The 18,800-nt window shown below is 64.2% G+C and carries 24 protein-coding genes; 10 read left to right on the top strand and 14 right to left on the bottom strand.

Translation table 11 applies throughout. The features are described 5' to 3' along the window. The first annotated feature begins 74 nt into the window (after positions 1-74). The 4 genes from LIX00_RS02555 to LIX00_RS02540 all read left to right on the top strand — a co-directional run bounded on the left by LIX00_RS02555 (position 75) and on the right by LIX00_RS02540 (position 1,823). Positions 75-263 (top strand): DUF7525 family protein, encoded by a 189-nt coding sequence (locus LIX00_RS02555; RefSeq protein WP_227354619.1) that lies wholly within the window; start codon positions 75-77, stop codon positions 261-263. Between the two features lie 68 nt (positions 264-331). Beyond that, entirely contained in the window at positions 332-556 is a 225-nt protein-coding gene (locus LIX00_RS02550) for a DUF7123 family protein (protein WP_227354618.1), read from the top strand. Between the two features lie 38 nt (positions 557-594). Further along, positions 595-1,026: an SRPBCC family protein gene (locus LIX00_RS02545; RefSeq protein WP_227354617.1), complete on the top strand. Its 432-nt coding sequence runs from the start codon at positions 595-597 to the stop codon at positions 1,024-1,026. Then, positions 1,023-1,823, top strand: coding sequence for a carbon-nitrogen family hydrolase (locus LIX00_RS02540; RefSeq protein WP_227354616.1), 801 nt, complete (start codon positions 1,023-1,025; stop codon positions 1,821-1,823). The genes LIX00_RS02545 and LIX00_RS02540 overlap by 4 nt, the downstream gene beginning before the upstream one ends. A 30-nt stretch (positions 1,824-1,853) precedes the next feature. On the opposite strand, the gene LIX00_RS02535 is transcribed toward LIX00_RS02540, so the two are convergent. Further along, positions 1,854-2,453, bottom strand: a complete 600-nt coding sequence (locus LIX00_RS02535) for a flagellin (protein WP_227354615.1) — start codon at positions 2,451-2,453, stop codon at positions 1,854-1,856. Between the two features lie 189 nt (positions 2,454-2,642). Next, positions 2,643-2,879, bottom strand: coding sequence for a UPF0058 family protein (locus tag LIX00_RS02530; protein ID WP_227354614.1), 237 nt, complete (start codon positions 2,877-2,879; stop codon positions 2,643-2,645). A 117-nt stretch (positions 2,880-2,996) separates the two neighbouring features. Between LIX00_RS02530 and LIX00_RS02525 the strand changes: the two genes are divergently transcribed. Then, positions 2,997-3,404, top strand: a complete 408-nt coding sequence (locus LIX00_RS02525; RefSeq protein WP_227354613.1) for a translation initiation factor IF-2 subunit beta — start codon at positions 2,997-2,999, stop codon at positions 3,402-3,404. On the opposite strand, the gene LIX00_RS02520 is transcribed toward LIX00_RS02525, so the two are convergent. Both LIX00_RS02520 and LIX00_RS02515 read right to left on the bottom strand, forming a co-directional pair. Beyond that, on the bottom strand, positions 3,405-3,584 hold the full coding sequence (locus LIX00_RS02520) for a DUF7836 family putative zinc-binding protein (RefSeq protein WP_227354612.1): 180 nt from the start codon (positions 3,582-3,584) through the stop codon (positions 3,405-3,407). Between the two features lie 95 nt (positions 3,585-3,679). Further along, positions 3,680-3,874, bottom strand: coding sequence for a cold-shock protein (locus LIX00_RS02515; RefSeq protein ID WP_227354611.1), 195 nt, complete (start codon positions 3,872-3,874; stop codon positions 3,680-3,682). A gap of 181 nt (positions 3,875-4,055) precedes the next feature. On the opposite strand from LIX00_RS02515, the gene LIX00_RS02510 reads away from it, so the two are divergent. Beyond that, a complete protein-coding gene (locus tag LIX00_RS02510; RefSeq protein ID WP_227354610.1) occupies positions 4,056-5,252 on the top strand; it encodes a putative manganese transporter in 1,197 nt (398 codons plus the stop codon). An 18-nt stretch (positions 5,253-5,270) separates the two neighbouring features. Here LIX00_RS02510 and LIX00_RS02505 read toward each other — a convergent pair whose 3' ends face one another. After that, positions 5,271-5,555 carry a DUF357 domain-containing protein gene (locus LIX00_RS02505; protein ID WP_227354609.1) on the bottom strand — a complete coding sequence of 95 codons (285 nt, stop codon included), beginning with the start codon at positions 5,553-5,555 and terminating at the stop codon, positions 5,271-5,273. 149 nt (positions 5,556-5,704) lie between these two features. Here LIX00_RS02505 and grxC point away from each other — a divergent pair, with 149 nt between their 5' ends. After that, entirely contained in the window at positions 5,705-7,066 is a 1,362-nt protein-coding gene (gene grxC, locus LIX00_RS02500) for a glutaredoxin 3 (RefSeq protein ID WP_227354608.1), read from the top strand. Between the two features lie 82 nt (positions 7,067-7,148). Continuing rightward, positions 7,149-7,448, top strand: a complete 300-nt coding sequence (locus LIX00_RS02495) for a DUF7545 family protein (protein WP_227354607.1) — start codon at positions 7,149-7,151, stop codon at positions 7,446-7,448. Here LIX00_RS02495 and LIX00_RS02490 read toward each other — a convergent pair. Both LIX00_RS02490 and LIX00_RS02485 read right to left on the bottom strand, forming a co-directional pair. Continuing rightward, positions 7,445-8,281 (bottom strand): MBL fold metallo-hydrolase, encoded by an 837-nt coding sequence (locus LIX00_RS02490; protein ID WP_227354606.1) that lies wholly within the window; start codon positions 8,279-8,281, stop codon positions 7,445-7,447. The two genes, LIX00_RS02495 and LIX00_RS02490, sit on opposite strands and share 4 nt — an antisense overlap. 243 nt (positions 8,282-8,524) lie before the next feature. Next, positions 8,525-8,863 carry a DUF7344 domain-containing protein gene (locus tag LIX00_RS02485; protein WP_227354605.1) on the bottom strand — a complete coding sequence of 113 codons (339 nt, stop codon included), beginning with the start codon at positions 8,861-8,863 and terminating at the stop codon, positions 8,525-8,527. Between the two features lie 255 nt (positions 8,864-9,118). Here LIX00_RS02485 and LIX00_RS02480 point away from each other — a divergent pair, with 255 nt between their 5' ends. Beyond that, the gene (locus LIX00_RS02480; protein WP_227354604.1) at positions 9,119-9,904 is read left to right on the top strand and encodes a helix-turn-helix transcriptional regulator; all 786 of its coding nucleotides are present in this window, start codon (positions 9,119-9,121) and stop codon (positions 9,902-9,904) included. Positions 9,905-9,923: 19 nt separating this feature from the next. Here LIX00_RS02480 and LIX00_RS02475 read toward each other — a convergent pair whose 3' ends face one another. From LIX00_RS02475 to LIX00_RS02450, 6 genes are all read right to left on the bottom strand, one after another. Next, positions 9,924-10,772: an enoyl-CoA hydratase/isomerase family protein gene (locus LIX00_RS02475; RefSeq protein ID WP_227354603.1), complete on the bottom strand. Its 849-nt coding sequence runs from the start codon at positions 10,770-10,772 to the stop codon at positions 9,924-9,926. After that, on the bottom strand, positions 10,769-11,650 hold the full coding sequence (locus LIX00_RS02470) for a 3-hydroxyacyl-CoA dehydrogenase family protein (RefSeq protein ID WP_227354602.1): 882 nt from the start codon (positions 11,648-11,650) through the stop codon (positions 10,769-10,771). The genes LIX00_RS02475 and LIX00_RS02470 overlap by 4 nt, the downstream gene beginning before the upstream one ends. 37 nt (positions 11,651-11,687) lie before the next feature. Further along, positions 11,688-12,341 carry a hypothetical protein gene (locus tag LIX00_RS02465; protein WP_227354601.1) on the bottom strand — a complete coding sequence of 218 codons (654 nt, stop codon included), beginning with the start codon at positions 12,339-12,341 and terminating at the stop codon, positions 11,688-11,690. Positions 12,342-12,409: 68 nt separating this feature from the next. Next, the gene (locus tag LIX00_RS02460; RefSeq protein ID WP_227354600.1) at positions 12,410-13,219 is read right to left on the bottom strand and encodes an aldo/keto reductase; all 810 of its coding nucleotides are present in this window, start codon (positions 13,217-13,219) and stop codon (positions 12,410-12,412) included. Positions 13,220-13,486: 267 nt separating this feature from the next. Beyond that, positions 13,487-14,908 carry a zinc ribbon domain-containing protein gene (locus LIX00_RS02455; RefSeq protein ID WP_227354599.1) on the bottom strand — a complete coding sequence of 474 codons (1,422 nt, stop codon included), beginning with the start codon at positions 14,906-14,908 and terminating at the stop codon, positions 13,487-13,489. After that, entirely contained in the window at positions 14,905-16,083 is a 1,179-nt protein-coding gene (locus LIX00_RS02450; protein WP_227354598.1) for a thiolase domain-containing protein, read from the bottom strand. Before LIX00_RS02450 ends, LIX00_RS02455 begins: the two co-directional genes overlap by 4 nt. Before the next feature lie 508 nt (positions 16,084-16,591). Between LIX00_RS02450 and LIX00_RS26245 the strand changes: the two genes are divergently transcribed. Further along, entirely contained in the window at positions 16,592-16,726 is a 135-nt protein-coding gene (locus LIX00_RS26245; RefSeq protein ID WP_438267058.1) for a DUF7503 family protein, read from the top strand. Positions 16,727-16,733: 7 nt separating this feature from the next. Here LIX00_RS26245 and LIX00_RS02445 read toward each other — a convergent pair whose 3' ends face one another. Continuing rightward, positions 16,734-18,668, bottom strand: coding sequence for a hypothetical protein (locus tag LIX00_RS02445; protein ID WP_227354597.1), 1,935 nt, complete (start codon positions 18,666-18,668; stop codon positions 16,734-16,736). Positions 18,669-18,800 lie beyond the last annotated feature (132 nt).

Raw genomic sequence — 18,800 nt, 5'->3', positions numbered from 1 at the left:
GGTCGCGTATCTGTCATCGAACCCACCGAATCGGAGTAGAATGAACTAAGTCGAAGGTCGGGAAAGGGTGTCACATGGCAGGAAATCAGGCAGTTTCGACGGACATGGGGGTCGGCCTCTCCGTGTTGTTCGTGCTCGTCGCGGTCGTCGGGGCGGCGGTGACGTTCGCCACTCCGGGGACGGAAATCGCGGCGTGGGGCTTCGCAACCGCCGTCGTCGCGGGCGTGCTGGCGATAACGGCGACGCACCTCTACTCGAATTGACGCGAAATTAACACTTGTTCTTCGGGGGGATAATGGTTAAGACCGTCAGGCGCGTAGTGTTGGTGAGGATGACAGATTTCAGCGACGAGGAACGGCGAATCCTCGAGTTCCTACGCGATAGCGTCGCTGGCGGTGAGCGGTACTTCCGCGCGAAGAACATCGCCAAGCACCTCGGCCTCTCCTCGAAGCAGGTAGGGTCCCGACTCCCGAAACTCGCCGAGAAGTCCGAGGACGTGGACATCGAAAAGTGGGGGCGCGCCCGTTCGACGACGTGGAAGGTCAGTCCGAGCTAAGTGGCTGGATTTTTACCGCCGCACGCCAATCTTTTCGTATGACAGTCCGGGTAGAGCGAACCTTCGACCTCCCCGTTCCCCCGGAGGAGGTCTGGGAGTTCATCGCCGACCCAAAGCGGCGAGCCAGCGCCATCAGCGTCGTCGCGGAGTACGACGCCGAGGCCGGGAGCAGGCGCGCGACGTGGCACATCGAGCTTCCGATTCCGTTCGTGAGCCGAACGATTCCCGTCGAGACCGAGGACGTCGTCCGCGAAGAACCGAGGTACGTGAAGTTCGTCGGGCGCTCGTCGGCCATGCGCGTGACCGGGGAGCACGAGATTCTCCCCACGGAGGGCGGCTGTAGGCTCGTCAACCGGTTCGTCGTCGAGGGTCGCATCCCCGGCATCGAGCGATACTTCAAGAAACACCTGGACGAGGAGCTATCGAACCTCGAAGACGCGCTTCGAGACGAAGTCGGAGTCAGGTCATGAGGCTCGCGCTCGCACAGCTCGCCATCGAAGGCGGCGACGTGGAGTCGAACCGCGAACGGGCGGCCGAGGCCATCGAATCGGCGGCCCGACGCGGCGCGGACCTCGTCGCCCTCCCCGAGATTTTCAACGTCGGCTACTTCGCCTTCGAAACCTACCAGCGAAACGCCGAGGGGTTGGACGGGCCGACGCTCTCGGCGGTGAGCGACCTCGCCGCGGAGCACGGGATCGGCGTCCTCGCCGGGAGCATCGTCGAAGACCTCTCGCTGACGGACGACGGGACGCCCGCCGACGAAGGCCTCGCCAACACGTCGGTCTCCTTCGACCGCGACGGACGGCGGCGGGCGGTGTACCGGAAACACCACCTCTTCGGCTACGAGTCCGCGGAAGCCGAACTGCTCGTCCCCGGCGAGTCGCTCGGTATCGCGGAGTTCGAGGACGTGACCGTCGGGATGACGACCTGCTACGACCTGCGATTCCCAGAACTCTACCGCGACATCGCGGAGGCGGGCGCGACGCTCGTGCTCGTCCCGAGCGCGTGGCCCTACCCCCGCGTCGAACACTGGACGGTGCTCTCACGGGCGCGCGCCGTCGAAAACCAGTGTTTTCTCGCCACCATCAACGGCTCCGGGTCGTACCAAGACGCGACCCTCCTCGGTCGGTCGACGGTGTACGATCCGTGGGGAACGCTCCTCGCGAGCACGGGCGACGAACCGGACCTCGTCGTTACCGACATCGACCCAGCACGCGTCGAACGCGTGCGCGAGGAGTTTCCGGCGTGGCGCGACAGGCGACGCTAGTCGAGCGGAGAACGAGAGAAAGAGGGGCGATTACAGCGCTATCGCGTGGCCGTCCGAGAGCGTCTCCGGGACGCTGTGATGGTACGTCATCGCACCCGCGGACGTGACGATCTTTATCGTGAAGTCCTGGCGCTCTTCGAGACCGCCGGTGATCGCACTCGCGTTGAGCACGATTCGGAAGCGGTCTTTCTTGCTGACGAGCACCGGGAGCGAGTCGCCTTCGTCCCGGATCTCTTCGACGGCGAACTGCGTACCGTTGGCGCTGTCGCCCATCGTCAGGATACGTCCGTCGTCGGGGCCGAGCCACTCGATGGTCGCCGTCGAGAGGTTGATGTCGCCGGAACCGGAGCCTTTCATCACCGTGAGGTTGACGTAATCGACCACGTGGCTGCCCTTCGCCCCGCTGAAAGTCACGTTGCCCATCGTGCTGACGACGTGTACGCGGTCGGTCACCTGTGCGCTGCTCTCCGTCCCGGTCTGTTCGGATTTCGATTGGAGGAACCCCGCCGTGTTGATGAGCACGCCCGCTGCAATCGCAGCGACGAGCACCATCGCGATGAACACGATGAGCGTTCCGATGCCGACTTGACCGCGGTCCGAACGCCGTCCGTTTGTGTCGTTTTCGTTCATGTTTATTTTCTGTCTCCCGTGACATTCTGCCGATTCGGTAGCGTACAGTTCGAAGAGAGTTGTATTAAATCCCGCAGCCCGTTATCACGTCTGAGAATATTACACAGTACTGACTCTGACACATTAAATTAGAAGCGCAGCGTTACCACTCGGGAATTTTCTAACTGCGGGGAGCCAACGCGCTGTTGTTCAGTCTGCTCGGGGTGCGACCGTTTCGCGTTCGGTCGCACGCATCTCCGTCGTTATCGCACCAGCCAACGCAAAAACAGCCGCCTTGTGGTCAGTTTTCGATTTGTGAATGGATGTTGGCCGTACGCCGAGTGCGTCGTACTCGTCCAGTCTAATCGTCTCCCCGTTTCTGTTCTCGAAGTGATTACCGACCTCTGCAAGCAGGCCGTGAAGGTGGATAAGCTCCTGCTTCTTCATAAGCACGCTGATGTAGTGGTTGCAGGGTTATATTATTATCTTGAGTCCCGCTAGCACGCCATACGGTCCGTTTTCGAGTTTGAAACGCTTTTATCGGCAGAGGCGTTGGATACGGGTATGGTCGATTACGACGAACAGCTCGAACGAGCGCTGGACGAGACGCCGGACATCGAAGGAAGCGGCGACAGGTTCGACGTACCCGACCCGAACGTCCGACAGGAGGGCAACGCCACCGTGTACGAGAACTTTCAGGCGACGCTCGACCGACTCGGGCGCGAAGAAAAGCACGTTCTCAAGTTCGTACAGAACGAACTGGGGACGAGCGCGCAGATCGACGAGAAGGGTCGTGCCCGTCTGACCGGGTCGTTCTCCGCCGAGCGTATCGCGAACGCCATCGAGGAGTACACCGAGCAGTTCGTCCGCTGTCCGGAGTGTGGGCTGCCGGATACGCAACTCGAACGGGAAAACGGTGCGCTGATGCTACGCTGCGAAGCGTGCGGCGCGCGGGCGGCGACGAGCGGCTGATTACTGGAGCTGTTTCAGCGTCTCCAGGTCGCGTTCGGTCCGCGTGAACTCCGACGTTCGCCGTGTCGCGTGGCAGTTCGGACAGTTGAACTGCCGGTCGGAAGCGGGCAGGTCGTCCGGACTCGATTCCCAATTTTTTCCGCACTCCGGGCACAACAGTCGAACGTACGTCTCCACCATATCGTGGATGTCGATGGGAACCGGGAAAAATCTTGTTGGCGACCGAGTGAAACAGAGCCGTCGCTCCTCGCCGAACTAGCCCGTCCGGAACTAGCTCAGATTCGTTGGAGGTTCGTTGCTCGCGGCCCTTTGTCGGCCTGTTCGATGTCGAACTCCACTTCTTGGCCCTCCTCCAAGTCGGGACCGCCGACGTCTTCCATGTGGAAGAACACGTCCTCGTCCGCGTCCTCGGTGTCGATGAAACCGTAACCGCCAGTGTCGTTGAAGAAGGTGACCGTACCTTTCGCCATTGCGACCGTACAGAGTATGGTAGAGCGAATAAGAATTGTGGCTCTACCTCGTCCCCGCCTCGAATCGTTCACGAACCGACCGGCAAGAATTGCACCGGCGAAACGTATAAGTTCCCCCCTACGAAAATAGAGTTTAGATGAGTCTAAATCTGCTGGCGTCTCTGGAAGGTGTGCGGAAACGATGAACGAACTCGTGGAGGTGTTTCTCACCTCGGTGCGCGACGGCTACGTGCAGGTGAGCGCGTTCGTGGCGGTCACGGTGCTCCTGTTCGGCGTCGTCCAGTACCGGACGAACGGCGCACTGGTCGAACGACTCTCGGACAACGAGCGACTGCAACCGCTGTTCGGCGCGCTCATGGGTCTCACGCCCGGCTGCGGCGGGGCCATCGTGATGATGCCGCTGTACGTCCGCGGGACGGTCAGCTTCGGAACCGTCGTCGCGACGCTCATCGCCACGGCGGGCGACTCCGCGTTCGTCATCCTCGCGCTGGCCCCAAAAGCCGCGCTGTACGCGTACGGTATCGCCTTCGCCACCGCCATCGCCTCGGGCTACGCCATCGACCGCTTCGGCATGGGCGTCGGTCGCGTCGACCGCGCGGTCGCCACTTTCGGACGGACGGCGACGGACGGGGGATCGGTCGCGGCCAATCCCGGCGGCAATCCGGCGCACGAGTACGACTGCTGCGAAACGACCGCGGCCCGGGAGTCCCCCGTTTTGACCCCGCTCAGCCACGCGGTTCACGCCCTCTGGTGGGTGTCGGCGGGTGTCGCACTCGTTTTGGGCGTGCTGTACCTGCTCTCCGGCGCACCGGACGTCCCGCTGACGCTCGGCGCGTCGTACGCCGGCGCGTTCACGGTCGTCGGGCTGACGGGGACGACGGCGTCGTTCTACCTCTACTTCGTCGGACGACGCTACCTCGGCGACGGGCGAGTCGGTCGCGCCCGCGACTCCTTCGCCGACCTCTACGACACGCTGACGCACGCCGCGCTGGAGACGAGTTTCGTCACGGTGTGGGTGCTCGCGGCGTACCTCCTCTACGAGTACGGGGTCGTCCTCCTCGGCGTCGACGTGGGATCACTCGCCGCCGCCGTCGGCGTGCTCGCCCCCGTCGCCGGCGCGGTCATCGGACTGATACCCGGTTGCGGCCCGCAGATCGTGCTGGCCAGCGTGTACGCCGAGGGTGCGATTCCGTTTTCCGCGCTCACCGCGAACGCCATCAGTCAGGACGGCGACGCCCTCTTTCCCCTTCTCGCCATCGACAAGAAGGCCGCCGTCGTCGCGTCCATCTACACGACGATTCCCGCGCTCGTCGTCGGCGTCGCCCTGCACCTGTTCTTCGACATCGGCGCGAAAACGGGGTTCGGCGTCCTGGGGTGAGACGTCGAATTTTCGGCGTTACGTCGTGAACAGGTGTCCCTCTCGGGGCGCGTCGAACAGGCCGATCCGAACTCCGGCGTCGAGCCACGCGTGACCGTAGGAGAACGAGGCGAGCGCGTTGACGAGGTCGTCGTCCTCGCGGAAGTGCCGTCCGTCTTCGAGGTACGACCGCGCCATTTCCTTGCAGTCCGCCGCCGCCTCGCCCATCGGCGTGTCGGTCGGCGGAGCGATTTCGGCGGCGTCGAGCGCCTCAGACAACAGTCGCTCGTAGCGGTTCGTCTTCTCGTCTATATCCGCGGTCATAGGCGTGAGAAGCGAGGGGAAGGGGGTAAGGGCTTCGGACGATTGCGAACGGTCGACGTCGGGGAGTCGAACGGAGTCGAGGGCTGACGATACCGGAAACGAGGGAGGACAGCGCAAGGTAAATACGCGATGGGAAGTGATATTGCACCATGACCGAACATCCTCACGTCGAGATTTATACGAAGGAGGACTGTCCGTACTGCGATAAAGCGAAAGACCTCTTCGACGAGAAAGGCGTCGAGTACGAGACGTACAACGTGACCGGCGACGAGGAACTGTTCGAGGAGATGGTCGAGCGAGCGAACGGTCGCAAGACGGCACCCGAGGTGTTCATCGACGACGAACTCGTCGGCGGATGGGACGAGACAAGCGCGCTCGACGAAACGGGCGAACTCGACGAGAAGCTCGGAATCGCGCGCGCCGACGGGGGGAACGGCGACGCGAAGGGACGAAGCGAGGGAGGCGGCGGCGACCCCGAGCACCGAAAGCTCATCGTCTCCGGAAGCGGCATCGCGGGGCTGACCGCGGCCATCTACGCCGCGCGGGCGAACAACGACCCGCTCGTCCTGCAAGGCGACGAACCGGGCGGTCAGTTGACGCTCACCACGGAGGTCGAAAACTACCCCGGCTTCCCGGAGGGCATCAGCGGGCCCGACCTCATCAACAACATGCAGGAACAGGCCGAGCGGTTCGGCGCCGACGTCGAGATGGGCATCATCGAGGACGTGGACGACACCTCGCGCCCGTTCCGGGTCGAACTCTCGAACGGGAAGGTGTTCACGACCGACGCGCTCATCGCGGCCAGCGGCGCGAGCGCCCGAACGCTCTCGATTCCGGGGGAGGACGAACTGATGGGCTACGGCGTCTCGACCTGCGCGACCTGCGACGGCGCGTTCTTCCGCGACGAGGAGATGGTCGTCATCGGCGGCGGCGACGCCGCGTTCGAGGAGGCCACCTTCCTCACCAAATTCGCGGAGAAGGTGTACCTCGTTCACCGGCGCGAGGAGTTCCGCGCCGAGGACTACTGGCAAGACCGCGTCCAGGAGAAGGTCGAGGACGGCGACATCGAGATAATGAAGAACACCGAGGTAACCGAGATTCACGGCTCGCCCGAGGGCGGCGTCAGCCACGTCAAGATGGTCACCCACCCCGAGGGTCGCCCCACCGAAAAGCCGGACCACCCCGAGACCGAGGCCTTCGACTTCGACGTGGGCGCGGTGTTCCTCGCCATCGGCCACACGCCGAACACGGGCTACCTCGAAGGCACGGGCGTCCGATTGGACGAGGATGGGTACATCCGCACCGCGGGCGGCAAGGGGGGCGGCCAGACGAAGACGGACGTACCCGGCATCTTCGGCGCGGGCGACGTGGTCGACTACCACTACCAGCAGGCCGTGACCGCCGCGGGCATGGGCTGTAAGGCCGCCATCGACGCGGACGAGTACCTCGAAACCGCCGAGGTCGGCGGTGCGAGCGCCGCGCAGGAGAGCGCGGCGCTCTCCGACGACTGAGTTCGACGCGCTTCGTCGCGCCGGGACGTCGTCCCAACGCGCCTACCCACAGACCCTTTACCCTTCACGGTGAACTGACGGTATGGCAGACGCAGACGACATCGAGACGGCGACGTACACCATCGAAGGACCGGACGGCGAGACCGACGACCTCGAACTGCCGCCGGGCCTCATCGACCTGCTCCGCGAAGGGACCGAGACGCAGTCGGAGGTCATCGGCGACATGGCGCTCATCTCGTTCGTTCAGCAGGCCCACGCGGCGGTTCACCACAGTCAGGGCGAGGCCGACCCCCAGATAGCCGCCATCGAGGAGAAGTCGCGCGAACTGTTCGAAGAACGACTCGGCATCACGTTCGAGGAAGCGACCGGCCACTCCCACTAGAGGTCGATTCGGTCCCCGATTTCGACGATTTCGAGCGACGCCGGATAGTCGTAACTCCGGACGTGGTCGTAGAGCGCGGTCGGGTCCGCAGTGAGACCCTTCCACATGTCCCAGTGGCTCGGTAGCAGTCGGTCGATCCGGAGGGCGTTCGCGGCGGCCGCCACCTCGTTCTCGTCGCTGTACCACTTCGTGTACTTCGGTTCCCCGGTCTCTTTGTCCGGGATTCGTCCGTCGGACCCGAACGCCAGCACGCCGAGGTCGATGTCGTACCGCTCGCCGACGGATTCGAGTTCGTCCCCCGGTTTCGTGTCGCCGCCGTGGAAGAACGTTCCCGCCGAGTGTTCGACGACGTACGAAACGGGGTGCGTCGAATCGGAGTCGTGCGCCGGTTCGACGTGGACGGTGAACTCGCCGACGTCGAACGAATCGCCCTCCGCCACCGCCTCGAGTTGGTCGTCGGAGACGTTCCACTCCTTGGTCCAGCGTTCGTCCTCGCGCGCGACGGCGATGCCGTCGTCGGGCGCGTAGAAGGTCGCCCCAGTCGATTCGAGGATGGGTGCCTGACTCGGTCCGTGAACGTGGTCGGTGTGTTCGTGCGTCGCCAGCACCGCGTCGGCCTCCGTCACGTCCGCCGGGTCGAACGGCACGGGAACCATGCGAACGGTTCGCGGCGGGTCGCCCGTTCCGAGGTACGGGTCGACGAACAGCGTCGTTCCGTCGCTCGCTTTCAGGACGAATCCGTTGCAGCCGAGATACCAGATGCCGACGCCCGAGGGCGTTGCGTCCTCGACCGCGCGAGGGAGCCAATCGCCCCAGTCGCTGTGAATCGCCATGCGAACTACTGCCCGTCAGACCCGCCTAAAGGTTGCGTTCGCTCCATCCGCCGATCGAGGGAAACGTTCGAATTCCGCATCGATGAATCGACTAATATGGGTCGTTAACCAAAGACATATATTCGTTCAGTCAGATTCCGAGAACGCCCACCGTCGATGTCTTCACCGGCGGCGGGCGTCCGGTACCGCAATGTGCCTCTGACAAGTGCGGCAGTAGTGCCGCACTCACATTCGGACGGGGCGTTATCGGTCGGAGACGATGGTGAGGAGAGTTCGGACGACGGCGGCGTCGGGGATTCGCTCGACGGTGTTCTCTCGCAGATCGTAGGTGACGACTCCGTAATCAGCGAGTCGCGGGAGGTGCACGTGACGTAACGCGATAGCGATTCGTTCCGGTTCTCGCACCGATGCGCCGTCGTCGACACAGCACGCCGCGAGTTCGGTCACGGAGACGGGGCCTTCGTGTTCCGCGAAAAATCGGAGGAGTGACCGACGGAGAGGTGCTGCGAGAATGTCGAGCGCCGCGGTAAGCGACCACGGTAGCGTTTCTTCTCCGCCGTCCAGTGTCGAGTTTCGAATCATCGGTTGCTGACCTCCGTGTGCCGACCGCGTTCGAGCGGAGAGCCGATTGCGCTGGGGGACGCGGTTCGAATCTCCGATTCGGGCGTGAGAGTAATGGAAATGAACGCTCATTAATTTAGTTCATCAGACACGATTCGACCCCGGAACGGAGTACGACGATCGAAAGCGTGGTTCGAACCTCCGAACCACCTACATAACTGTTGTGTCCGTTTAAGACAAATTTATGCTCGATGCGCCAAAAAAGACGAGTAACGCATGACTGAGACGGGAGACGATTTGAACGACACGATCGCGACCGTGACGAAACGGTCGCAGTTCCTCTCCGCGCTCTCGTCCGGTCCGATACCGAAACGGGACCTCGGCGACGAACTCGGGGTCTCCCGTTCGACGGTGTACAAAGCGGTGCGGGAGTTGCGCGAACACGACCTCGTCGAGCGAACCGACGCCGGACTCGAACTGACGCTCGCCGGGCGCTTGCTCGAAGCCGAGTACGACGCGTTTCGCGGGTGCGTGGAAGACGTGCGCCGAACCCGCCAACTCCTATCCATCCTTCCGACCGACTGCGACCTCCCGATGGCGCTCTTAGACGACGCGACGGTCGCCCTCGCGGAGCGCCACGCGCCGAATCATCCGGTTCAGTACGTCGAGGAGATAGTGTCGGAAGCGGACGTGACGCGAGGTTTCTCGCCGGTCGCCCTCCCGCAGTACGTGGAGTTGTTCCACGAGCAGGCGGTGCGAGGGGATCTGTCGGCGGAACTCGTGCTCGAACGTCCGGTCGTCCGGTACCTCGTCACCGACTACGGCGACCGACTTCAGGAGGCGTTACGGTCGGGGGGACTCTCCGTCTGGGAGACGACCGACACGCTCCCGTTCGGACTCATCGCGGTGGAAGGGGAGCGCGACGGCGTCTGCGTCGTCGTGTACGACGAGCGGGGGGAACTTCGCGGTCTCGTCGCCAACCACACCCGGGAAGCGACGGCGTGGGGCCGCGAACTCTTCGAGTCGTACCGCGACGGCGCGGACTACATCGGGGGCGGGTGACTCCGAGTCGGAGCGCGGTTCACCGCCGCTGCCACTCCGGTTCCCGGTCCTCGAAGAAGGCGTCGATACCTTCGTTCTTGTCCTCCGACGCGAACAACAGCGCGAACAGCTCCGCCTCGTACTCGATGCCCGCTTCGAGTTCCATCCGACTGCTCGCCTTGACGGCCTTCTTCGCGAGTTCGAGCGCCGCCGGACTCTTCTCTGCCATCCGTCCGGCGAGTTCGTAGACGCGGTCGTCGAACTCCTCGTCCGAGCACACCTCGTCCACGAGGCCGATGTCGCGAGCCTCCTCCGCGTCGATTATCTCGCCGGAGAGAACGAGCCGCATCGCCTGCCCCTCGCCGACCAGACGGGGGAGGCGCTGGGTGCCGCCGCCGCCGGGCATGATGCCGAGGTTGATTTCGGGCTGGCCGAGCTTCGCGCGTTCGTGCGCGATACGCACGTCGCAGGCCTGCGCGAGTTCACACCCGCCGCCGAGGGCGTGACCGTTGAGCGCCCCGATGACCGGCTTCTCCAGGTCGTCCACGTACTCATAGACGCGCGGGCGCTTGCTCGCCTCGCGCTGTTCGAGCGCGTCGCGCTCCCGGAGTTCGTTCACGTCGGCTCCGGCGACGAACGCCTTCGCCTCGTCCGCCCCGGTGAGGACGACCACGCGAACGTCCGGTGACGCTTCGACCGCGTCGAGCACGTCTTTCAGTTCGGAACGGAGCTGAGCGTTCAGGGCGTTGCGGGCGTCCGGCCGGTTCAGCGTGACCGTGGCGACGCGCTCCTCGACGGCCACCTCGACCGTCTCGCACTCGGCCGCGACTTGCTCGGGACTGCCGGGCGCTTCGCCGGTTCGGCTCGTCTCGTCCGATTCGTCGCTCATTCGCCGTCACCTCCGCTCACACCCGCTATTTCGCCGTCCTCCCAGACGTAGAACCCCTCGCCGGTCTTCTTGCCGAGCTTCCCGGCCCGAACCTTCTGGCGCAGAATTTGGGGCGGACGGAATCGCTCGCCAAGTTCCTCGCGGAGGTGTTCGAGGATGTCGAGGCGAACGTCCAGTCCGACCACGTCGCCGAGTTCGATGGGGCCCATCGGGTGGTTGTACCCGAGTTCCATCGCGGCGTCGATGTCGCGGGGACTCGCCACGCCCTCCTGGAGCATCCGGATGGCTTCGACGCCGAGGGCGACCCCGAGGCGCGAGGAGGCGAACCCGGGCGAGTCGCGCACTTCGACCGCCACCTTGTCGATGTCCTCGACGAACTCGGCGGCGAACTCGACCGTTCCGTCGTCCGCCTGCTCGGGGACGACGACCTCCACGAGCTTCATGATGTGAACCGGGTTGAAGAAGTGGAGCCCGATGGCTCGCGTCGGGTCGGAGAGCGCGCTGGCTATCTCGGTCAGCGAGAGCGACGAGGTGTTCGACGCGATGACGGTCTCGGGGGAGACGAGTTCCTCCACGTCCGCGAACGTCGCCCGTTTGATATCCATCTCCTCCGGCACCGCCTCGACGACCAGCGCCGCGTCGCCGACCGCGGTTTCGAGGTCGGTCGTCCCCGAGATTCGGTCGAGCGCCGCGGCCTTCTCCTCCTCGGTCACCTTGTCGCGTTCGACGCCCCCCTGCAGATTCGCCTCGACGCTCTCGATACCGTTCTCGACGAACTCCTCCTCGATGTCGCGGAGCGTCACGTCGTGGCCCGCCATCGCCGCGACCTGCGCGATTCCGTGTCCCATGGTTCCGGCTCCGAGTACGCCTACCTTCATATCCGAGAGCGCGCGGGGACGAAGGAAAAGCGTTTTTCTACGCGACGCGCCAGCGGCGGCCGGGGAGGACGAGCGCGAGTCCGGCGAGGAACACCGCACCGCTGACGATGCTCTCGCCGGTTCGATCCGAATCCGGCGGGGCGTAGCCGACGCTTCTGAAGACGTAATAGTCACCGCCCTTTCGAACGACCTCGTCCGCCTCCGGGAGCGGGTCGCCGCGAACCGTCACCGTCTCGCCTCGCATCGCTTTTCGGGCGGGTTTCGACAGTTCGCTCCCGTTCAGCGCGATTCTCGAAAGGAGCGTCTCGGGCGCGACTTTCTCCAGTCGAACCGTCACTCGCCCGTCCGATCGATTCACGATCCGGCGATAGAACGGTGCGGGGCCGTCTTCGGCGTCGTCCAGCGCGACGTACTCCGCGCCGGTCCGGTACCGCCGAAAACCCGATGCGTTGATGGTGACGGGGCCGTGTTGGGCGATTTCGACCGCCAGCAGACACCCCCGTTCGTGTTCGACGTAGCAATCGACCCGCGCGAGTTGGCTGTCCGCGCGGAGGTAGGTTCGCGAGTAATCGATCTTCTCGGCCTCGTATCGATAGGTCGCATCGCCAGCGTGCGGAAAGAGGTAGAACGGATTCGCCAGCAGGAGAATGCCGAGCGCGATTCGAAGCCGGAAACGCCAGTCGCGGTTCATCACCGTACGTCTCCGAAATTACCGTAAGTGCTTTCTGCTATACTGGCCGCGTGTCGTCGCTCTGGTCCCTACCACGGCGTCCAGTCGGCCGTACTGATTCGCTTTTCGTCCTCGATGGCGTCGATTCGCTCGACGTCCTCGTCCGATAGGTCGAGGGACAGGCTGTCGAGGTTGTCCGCGAGGTGATTCTCACCGCTCGCCTTCGGTATCGCGGCGACGCCCTTCTCGCGGAGCCACGCGAGACCGACCTGCGCTTCGCTCGCGCCGCGCCTCTCGGCGACGGCACTCAGCTCCGGGACGTCGAACGCCTCGCCGTGAATCAGCGGCGAGTAGGCGACGAGTCGAACGCCGCGCTCGGCGCAGTGCTCGCGGAGTTCCGCCTGCGGAAGGAGCGGGTGCATCTCGACTTGGTTGGCGACGATAGGCGCGTCGAGAACCGCCCGCGCCTCGTCCAACAGGTCGGGCGTGAAGTTGCTCACCCCGACGTGTCGAATCGCGCCTTCCTCGCGGAGGTGGTCGAACGCCGGAAGCGTCTCCTCGGGGTCGTAACTGAAGCAGGGCCAGTGGACGTACAGAACGTCGATGGCGTCGACTCCGAGCCGAGAACGGCTGTTCTCCGCGCTCTCGATGACGTCGTCGTAGCCCAGACTGTCGTGCCAGACCTTCGTCGCGACGACTACGTCCTCGCGCGGAACGTCGGCGCGGGCGATTCCGTCGCCGACGGCCGACTCGTTGCCGTACATCGCGGCGGTATCGACGTGTCGGTAGCCCAGTTCGAGCGCCGTCCGAACCGTCTCGGCGCAGCGGTCCGAGTCGGTGTTCTTCCACGTTCCGAGTCCGATCGCCGGGAGTTCGACGCCCGCGTCGGGGGAGTCCATCGAGCGACAAGCTCGTCCTGCGAATCAAATCAGATTCGGTCGCGAACAGATCGAATTTCCGACTCGTTACAGAAAGCTTTTATCGTAACCGCGAAATCGGATAGTTGTCTCGGGTAGGGGTACACGAGACAGAATTTTTATGGGTAATTCGCGGAGCGGTAGGTCTCCCGAATACTGCCGGAATCACACGAGGAGCCGAATCGCTCCCGATTCGAAACTCGGTCGACCGGCCGAATTTCGAACCGCGCGGATAGCTGTGCTATCCTCTCATTCGAAATCCGACCGAATCGGTCGGATTTTGAACCCGTACCTCGTCACGCCCTCCTGCGTGTAGATTCGGCGCATCGTCGTCGTCACCCTGTCGCCGATTTCGAGGGTTCCGGGGTCGGTGCCGGTCACCTGCGCGGGGGCGCTCGCCGAGTCGCCGTCCGGCCCGTCGAGCGCGACTATCGCCACGTCGAAATCGCCCGACCGGGCCTGCTCTTCCGCGAACTCCGGCGGGGCACCGCCCTGCGAGATGGTCGTCGCGGCTTCCACGGTTCCCTCGCCCGTCAGTCGCACCTCCTCGTACTCGACCAGCGATTTACACGCGCTGCACGCGCCCTCCGGCGGGAAGTTCAGCGCGCCGCACTCCGAACACCGCCCGGCGAGCAGTCGGTGGCGCTGGTCGAGCGTGCGCCGCCACGACGGGACGCTGACGTAGGCCCCGCCGCCGCTCGGCGGGCCGGAGGTGAGTTCGCCCCGCTCGCGGAGGTACTCGGCGTAGGAGACGCTATCCTCGCCGTCCAGCGCGAGCGACGTCGGTACCTCGTCGGCCTCCACGAGCAGGGCGTCGGCCCCCGCCCCGCTTCCGAACGACGCGGCGAGGATTCGCTCGCGGCCTTCGCTCAGAGCCTTCGCCAATCCGAGCGGAACGCTCGCCGCGCCCGCGTCGCCGAGTTCGTGGACGAGCGTCCCGGCCCGAACCTCGTCCGCGCCGACGCCGAGCGCGCCGGCCGCGCGGTAAGGGAGTTTCCCGTCCGGGGCCTGCACCGCGGCGGCGTCGACGCCCTCGAAATCGAGTTGCTCGACCGCCCCGGCGAGCGTCTCGGTGAACGCGCGTCGGTCGTAGCCCGTGACGCCGAGTCCGTCGACGGTCCCGTCGCCGGCTCGTCGGAAGCGCGTGCCGGGAAACTCGTCGGCGTACTCGGCCCGCTGGAGGATGCGGACGGGACCGTCGTCCGCGAGGACGAACGCCGCCGCCCCCGCACCCGCGGCGTGTTCTTCCGCCGAATCGGGTTCCCCCCGAGGGCAGTCGGCGGCCACGACCAATCCGACGCCGTCGTTCCACGGGCCGGCGGTCAGTCCGGCGAACAGCGCCCGGGTTCCGGCGCGGGTGCTCCCCGTGAAGACGTGCCGGGTCGCGTCGCTCGGGACGCCGAGCATCCCGCCGAGTCGGGCGGTCAGGTCCTCCTCGGCCAGCGGCGGGGTGGTGGAGGCGAACGCGAGGAAGGCGACGTCGGGGTCTCCGGCGGCGTCGAGCGCCCGCGTCGCGGCCTCGTGAGCCATCGTCAGCGCGTCCTCGTCGGCTTCCGGCACCGCCTTCCGCTCGACGCCGGCGGCGTGGAACCGCCCCCACGCCTCGCGGAACTCCTCGGCCGAGACGCGGAGTCGCGGGGCGTAGGCTCCGACCGCGACGATGTCCGTCACGCTTCCACCCCCTGCTCGCGTTCCAGCACGTGGACGACCGCCGCACCGCCGCTGCCGCCGACGTTGTGGGTCAGCCCGCGGGTCGCGCCCTCGACTTGTCGGTCGCCCGCCGCGCCCGAGAGCTGTTTGTAGGCCTCGACCAGCTGTCCGGCCCCCGTCGCGCCGATGGGATGGCCCTTCGACTTCAACCCGCCGGAGGTGTTGACCGGGAGGTCGCCGTCGAGTTCGGTCGCGCCGGATTCGACGAAGTCTCCGGCCTCGCCGGGTTCGCAGAAGCCGAGGTCCTCGTAGGCCAGCAGTTCCGCGATGGAAAAGCAGTCGTGAACCTCCGCGAAGTCGATGTCCTCGGGCGCGACGCCCGCCATCTCGTAGGCCCGCTCCGCCGCCTCGCGCGAGGCCGGTACGGAGGTGTACGACTCCCGCTGGAACAGTCCGACTCGGTCGCTGGCCGCGCCGACCCCCGCGATTCGAATCGGGTCGTCGGTGTACTCCTCGACCGCGTCCTCGGAGACCACGAGGGCGCAGGCCGCCCCGTCCGTGGTCGGACAGCAGTGGTAGAGCGTCAGCGGGTCGGCGACGACGGGCGCGTTCAGGGCGTCTTCCAGCGAGCACTCGAAGCCGAGTTGGGCGTGGGGATTCTTCGCCCCGTTGGCGTGATTCTTCACCGCCACGCGCGAGAGGTGCTCGCCGGTCGTGCCGTACTCGGCCATGTGCGCGTCGGCCATCTGGGCGTAGACGCCCGCGAAGGTCGTCCCGGAGAGGCGCTCCCACTCGGTCTCGCCGGAGACGCCGAGCCAGTACTTCGTCGCGTCGCTCGAGGCGTCGGTCATGATCTCGACGCCGCCCGCGAGGACGACGTCGGCCATCCCGCTTTTCACCGCCTGCACCGCCTGTCGAACCGCGTATCCGCTGGCCGCGCAGGCGTTCTCGACGCGAGTGCAGGGGATCCCGTCGAGGCCGACGTGTTCCGTCACCGCGGGCCCCGAGAGGCCGAGTTGCCGCCCGCCGACGCCGAGCGTGCCGACGAACGCTTCGTCCACGTCGTCCGGGTCGATGCCCGCCGGAACGCTGTCGCGAGCCGCCTCGAAGGCGGTGCGGAACAGCGACCGATAGCTTTCGTCGGGGAACGACCCGAAGTCGGTTTGGGCCGCGCCGACGAGGTACGCGTCTCGCATGTATCGAACTGATGGTTCTGCGGGCAAATAACTGCCGTCACTTTCGTGCTCCCTCGAACGAGGAGGCGTTCCCGAAGGCCCTCGTCCGCGCCGACGCGCTGGCTCGCACTCCCTTCGCCGTAACGAGCGACGTTCCGAAACGACGGCGAGTACTCACCCGAAAGCGTTTCAGCTGGGTCCTCGATTCCGCGTCCCCCGGAAATCATCGAAACCGCGAGGGGGGCGGTGCGAACCTCGAAACTCGTTACGGCTCGCGTCCGTCCCGCTGCAGCGAGGAGCTTCGGCGACGAAAATCGGCGTAATCGGCCATTACCCTTGTACTTGCGTCGATTAGAGAATTACGGACCGATGGAAATGACCCCGTCGAAAGCGGTAACCTCCCCTTTCGTATCCCGCCTCCCCGGGTACGGTCTGGTTTCTCTTGCGAAATGAAACGATATTCCAATTTATTTCCCGTCTAAATCATTTAGGAAAAGTTAACCTTCTCCTCTCCCACGTAACGGATGCGATGACGAAAAGTAATGACTCGCTAACGGCTTACCTCGCAGAGAACCCACGAATGGCTGGCGTCCTGTTCACGATCTGCCTCTTGCTCACTCAGACGGGCAACGCGGCAGCAGCGTGCGGCGGAACGATCCGGTAAATCAGTTTTATAGCGATTCGAAGTCCAGATCGGTCGACCAAGTAAATTCTCCGTCGACGACGAGAGGGATCTGTTCTAAGTTGAGAAAACGAGTCAGCGTGTCCTTCTCTACGCGGAAGCTTTCGATATCTCCCCCGCTCAAAAAGTACTCCTCGGTATCGCCGAGGAAGGGGGTGAACAGGGAACCCATCCCCGAGTCGACCGTCGGATACGTCGTCAATTGTAGGTCGTACCCTTCGTCGTCGGTGTCGAGGAGACAGAGAATCGGCGTTCCGCTTTCGCTTTGCGCGATTTCGATGCTCCCGTCGCCGACGACGATGTACTGATTCCCGACTATCTGCTGATCCCGTGCTATCGTAAGGGCGGATCGGAGCGAGAACCCACGGTTTAACAGGCGGGCGATCGTGCGCCCGATCTTGATGGCGCTCTTGTTCGCTATCTCGCTGTACGTGACTATCCCGCCGATACTTCCGGAATTGATGAGTTTCACCCCCTGTTCGTACGACCGACAACCGTTCAGAAGGAACGTGTCGACCGCTACCTCGTCGATCGATTCCGCGTCGAGGCCACCGTCGCGGCAGATAAACTCCCCGTCCTTGATGTGGCCGATGTAGTGGACGAAGTCGGTGGGTGACGCGAGCACCGATTCTAACTCGTCGACGGATAGGTTTCGATGAACGTCGATATCGAATTCGAGTTCGTCTCGTTTTCCGTAGAGATTATCCCCCGCGTCGTACTCCGGACTCATCTCCGGCTCGTTACAGATCACCGTTATGTCGATCCCTTCGGTCGACGACGACCGTTCGAGTTTGTTTTCGAACGCTTGTTTGATTATCTTGTTCGCCCCGATCGGCATCCCTCGTCCGAGCCACGCCCGTTCCAAGGAGTTCGTTCGGCCGGCGGCAACGTACGAGCCGTCCTCCTCCCGTCGCTCACCCCTTCGTTTCGTGCTCGCACCTCGAAAGAAGCTGTCGATGGGTTTCGGCGTTTCCGGTCTCGGTTCTCGCCGGTGTTCATCGCGCTTCGTCGATATGATGGAGAGGTTGTTTACGAGGTACGGTATCGCTTCGAGGTTACCGGCGTCGTCGGTGACGGTCGTCGACAGTAACCACGTCGGCATTTGCTTTCGGATATCGCCGTACGGGATGTTGAGGTAGGTCTCGAGTTGTTCCGACAGATCCCTTTCGTACAGTTCGTCGAACGACAAATCGACGTACGGTTCGATCGCCTGCCGCTCGTGGAGGGGGATCCGATAAAATCCTTCCGTACGCGTTACGCAGTCGAGGAACAACACCTGTTTGAGTACGCGCTCGACCTCGCCTTCGAATCCCCTCCGCGAATGGTCTAGAGGGTGAACGAATCCTCGATCCGTGACGAGTTTCGGGTCGTCGCCCGGAACGACGTCCGCGCCCAGATAGTAAGCCAGGGAACTCACCGGATAGATCGACGACAGTTCGGGCGGGAGTTCGATCCGAACTCCGGTATCGGGTGCCGAGATTTCGTCGGGGATGCGAAGTCTATCTCCGACCTCGATTTTGGGCGGGTGACCCCTGAGCGACGGAAGCGACCGCTCGCAGCTCAGCGTCTTCAGCGCCGAGCCGAACGTCGAAAATGCGGTCATCACGTCGCGCGGTTCAGTCGTCGTAGTCACCGTCGTTCCGGGCTGTTCGTGGTACGACCGCGCCCCGATTTTAACGCGCGTTTTCGTACCGAAATCGAACTCCATCCGGTCCGCTGACGAGGCGATCGTTAGATCGCCGGTGACGCGGAGGTATATTCCGATCGGAGCGTTTAATTCGATCACGTAGTCTCCTTCGGGAAGCTGTTCGTATGCGAAATCTTCGGCTTTCGTGAGAACGTCCCCGCGCACGGTGCGGACGTGGGCGATGACGGTGTGGGGTAAAACGAGATTGGTCGTTGCGATTTCGGTCGCGCTGTCCACGGGAAAGTAGAACTGATCGGTGTCGATCGAAACCGGACGGACGGGCTCCGACGTTCGAATCGGAAACTGCCGACGCTGAATCGGATCGATGACCGTTATGCCGGGTCGATCAGTATCTGAGCGAAATATCGG

It is taken from the genome of Haladaptatus salinisoli, from assembly GCF_020614375.1.
Lineage (GTDB): Archaea > Halobacteriota > Halobacteria > Halobacteriales > Haladaptataceae > Haladaptatus > Haladaptatus salinisoli.
Note: the sequence above shows the minus strand (reverse complement) of the source record. Positions and strands in the feature narration are given on the sequence as shown.

What these genes read in the sequence shown, in the direction of transcription:
- LIX00_RS02530 (WP_227354614.1), bottom strand. Translation starts at nt 2,879, where the DNA reads ATGAAGAAGCAGGAGCTTATCCACCTTCACGGCCTGCTTGCAGAGGTC.
- LIX00_RS02465 (WP_227354601.1), bottom strand. Translation starts at nt 12,341, where the DNA reads ATGAACCGCGACTGGCGTTTCCGGCTTCGAATCGCGCTCGGCATTCTC.
- LIX00_RS02510 (WP_227354610.1), top strand. Translation starts at nt 4,056, where the DNA reads ATGAACGAACTCGTGGAGGTGTTTCTCACCTCGGTGCGCGACGGCTAC.
- LIX00_RS02555 (WP_227354619.1), top strand. Translation starts at nt 75, where the DNA reads ATGGCAGGAAATCAGGCAGTTTCGACGGACATGGGGGTCGGCCTCTCC.
- LIX00_RS02540 (WP_227354616.1), top strand. Translation starts at nt 1,023, where the DNA reads ATGAGGCTCGCGCTCGCACAGCTCGCCATCGAAGGCGGCGACGTGGAG.
- LIX00_RS02550 (WP_227354618.1), top strand. Translation starts at nt 332, where the DNA reads ATGACAGATTTCAGCGACGAGGAACGGCGAATCCTCGAGTTCCTACGC.
- LIX00_RS02485 (WP_227354605.1), bottom strand. Translation starts at nt 8,863, where the DNA reads ATGATTCGAAACTCGACACTGGACGGCGGAGAAGAAACGCTACCGTGG.
- LIX00_RS02460 (WP_227354600.1), bottom strand. Translation starts at nt 13,219, where the DNA reads ATGGACTCCCCCGACGCGGGCGTCGAACTCCCGGCGATCGGACTCGGA.
- LIX00_RS02520 (WP_227354612.1), bottom strand. Translation starts at nt 3,584, where the DNA reads ATGGTGGAGACGTACGTTCGACTGTTGTGCCCGGAGTGCGGAAAAAAT.
- LIX00_RS02475 (WP_227354603.1), bottom strand. Translation starts at nt 10,772, where the DNA reads ATGAGCGACGAATCGGACGAGACGAGCCGAACCGGCGAAGCGCCCGGC.
- LIX00_RS02450 (WP_227354598.1), bottom strand. Translation starts at nt 16,083, where the DNA reads ATGCGAGACGCGTACCTCGTCGGCGCGGCCCAAACCGACTTCGGGTCG.
- LIX00_RS02545 (WP_227354617.1), top strand. Translation starts at nt 595, where the DNA reads ATGACAGTCCGGGTAGAGCGAACCTTCGACCTCCCCGTTCCCCCGGAG.
- LIX00_RS02490 (WP_227354606.1), bottom strand. Translation starts at nt 8,281, where the DNA reads ATGGCGATTCACAGCGACTGGGGCGATTGGCTCCCTCGCGCGGTCGAG.
- LIX00_RS26245 (WP_438267058.1), top strand. Translation starts at nt 16,592, where the DNA reads ATGACGAAAAGTAATGACTCGCTAACGGCTTACCTCGCAGAGAACCCA.
- LIX00_RS02505 (WP_227354609.1), bottom strand. Translation starts at nt 5,555, where the DNA reads ATGACCGCGGATATAGACGAGAAGACGAACCGCTACGAGCGACTGTTG.
- LIX00_RS02515 (WP_227354611.1), bottom strand. Translation starts at nt 3,874, where the DNA reads ATGGCGAAAGGTACGGTCACCTTCTTCAACGACACTGGCGGTTACGGT.
- LIX00_RS02480 (WP_227354604.1), top strand. Translation starts at nt 9,119, where the DNA reads ATGACTGAGACGGGAGACGATTTGAACGACACGATCGCGACCGTGACG.
- grxC (WP_227354608.1), top strand. Translation starts at nt 5,705, where the DNA reads ATGACCGAACATCCTCACGTCGAGATTTATACGAAGGAGGACTGTCCG.
- LIX00_RS02495 (WP_227354607.1), top strand. Translation starts at nt 7,149, where the DNA reads ATGGCAGACGCAGACGACATCGAGACGGCGACGTACACCATCGAAGGA.
- LIX00_RS02535 (WP_227354615.1), bottom strand. Translation starts at nt 2,453, where the DNA reads ATGAACGAAAACGACACAAACGGACGGCGTTCGGACCGCGGTCAAGTC.
- LIX00_RS02470 (WP_227354602.1), bottom strand. Translation starts at nt 11,650, where the DNA reads ATGAAGGTAGGCGTACTCGGAGCCGGAACCATGGGACACGGAATCGCG.
- LIX00_RS02525 (WP_227354613.1), top strand. Translation starts at nt 2,997, where the DNA reads ATGGTCGATTACGACGAACAGCTCGAACGAGCGCTGGACGAGACGCCG.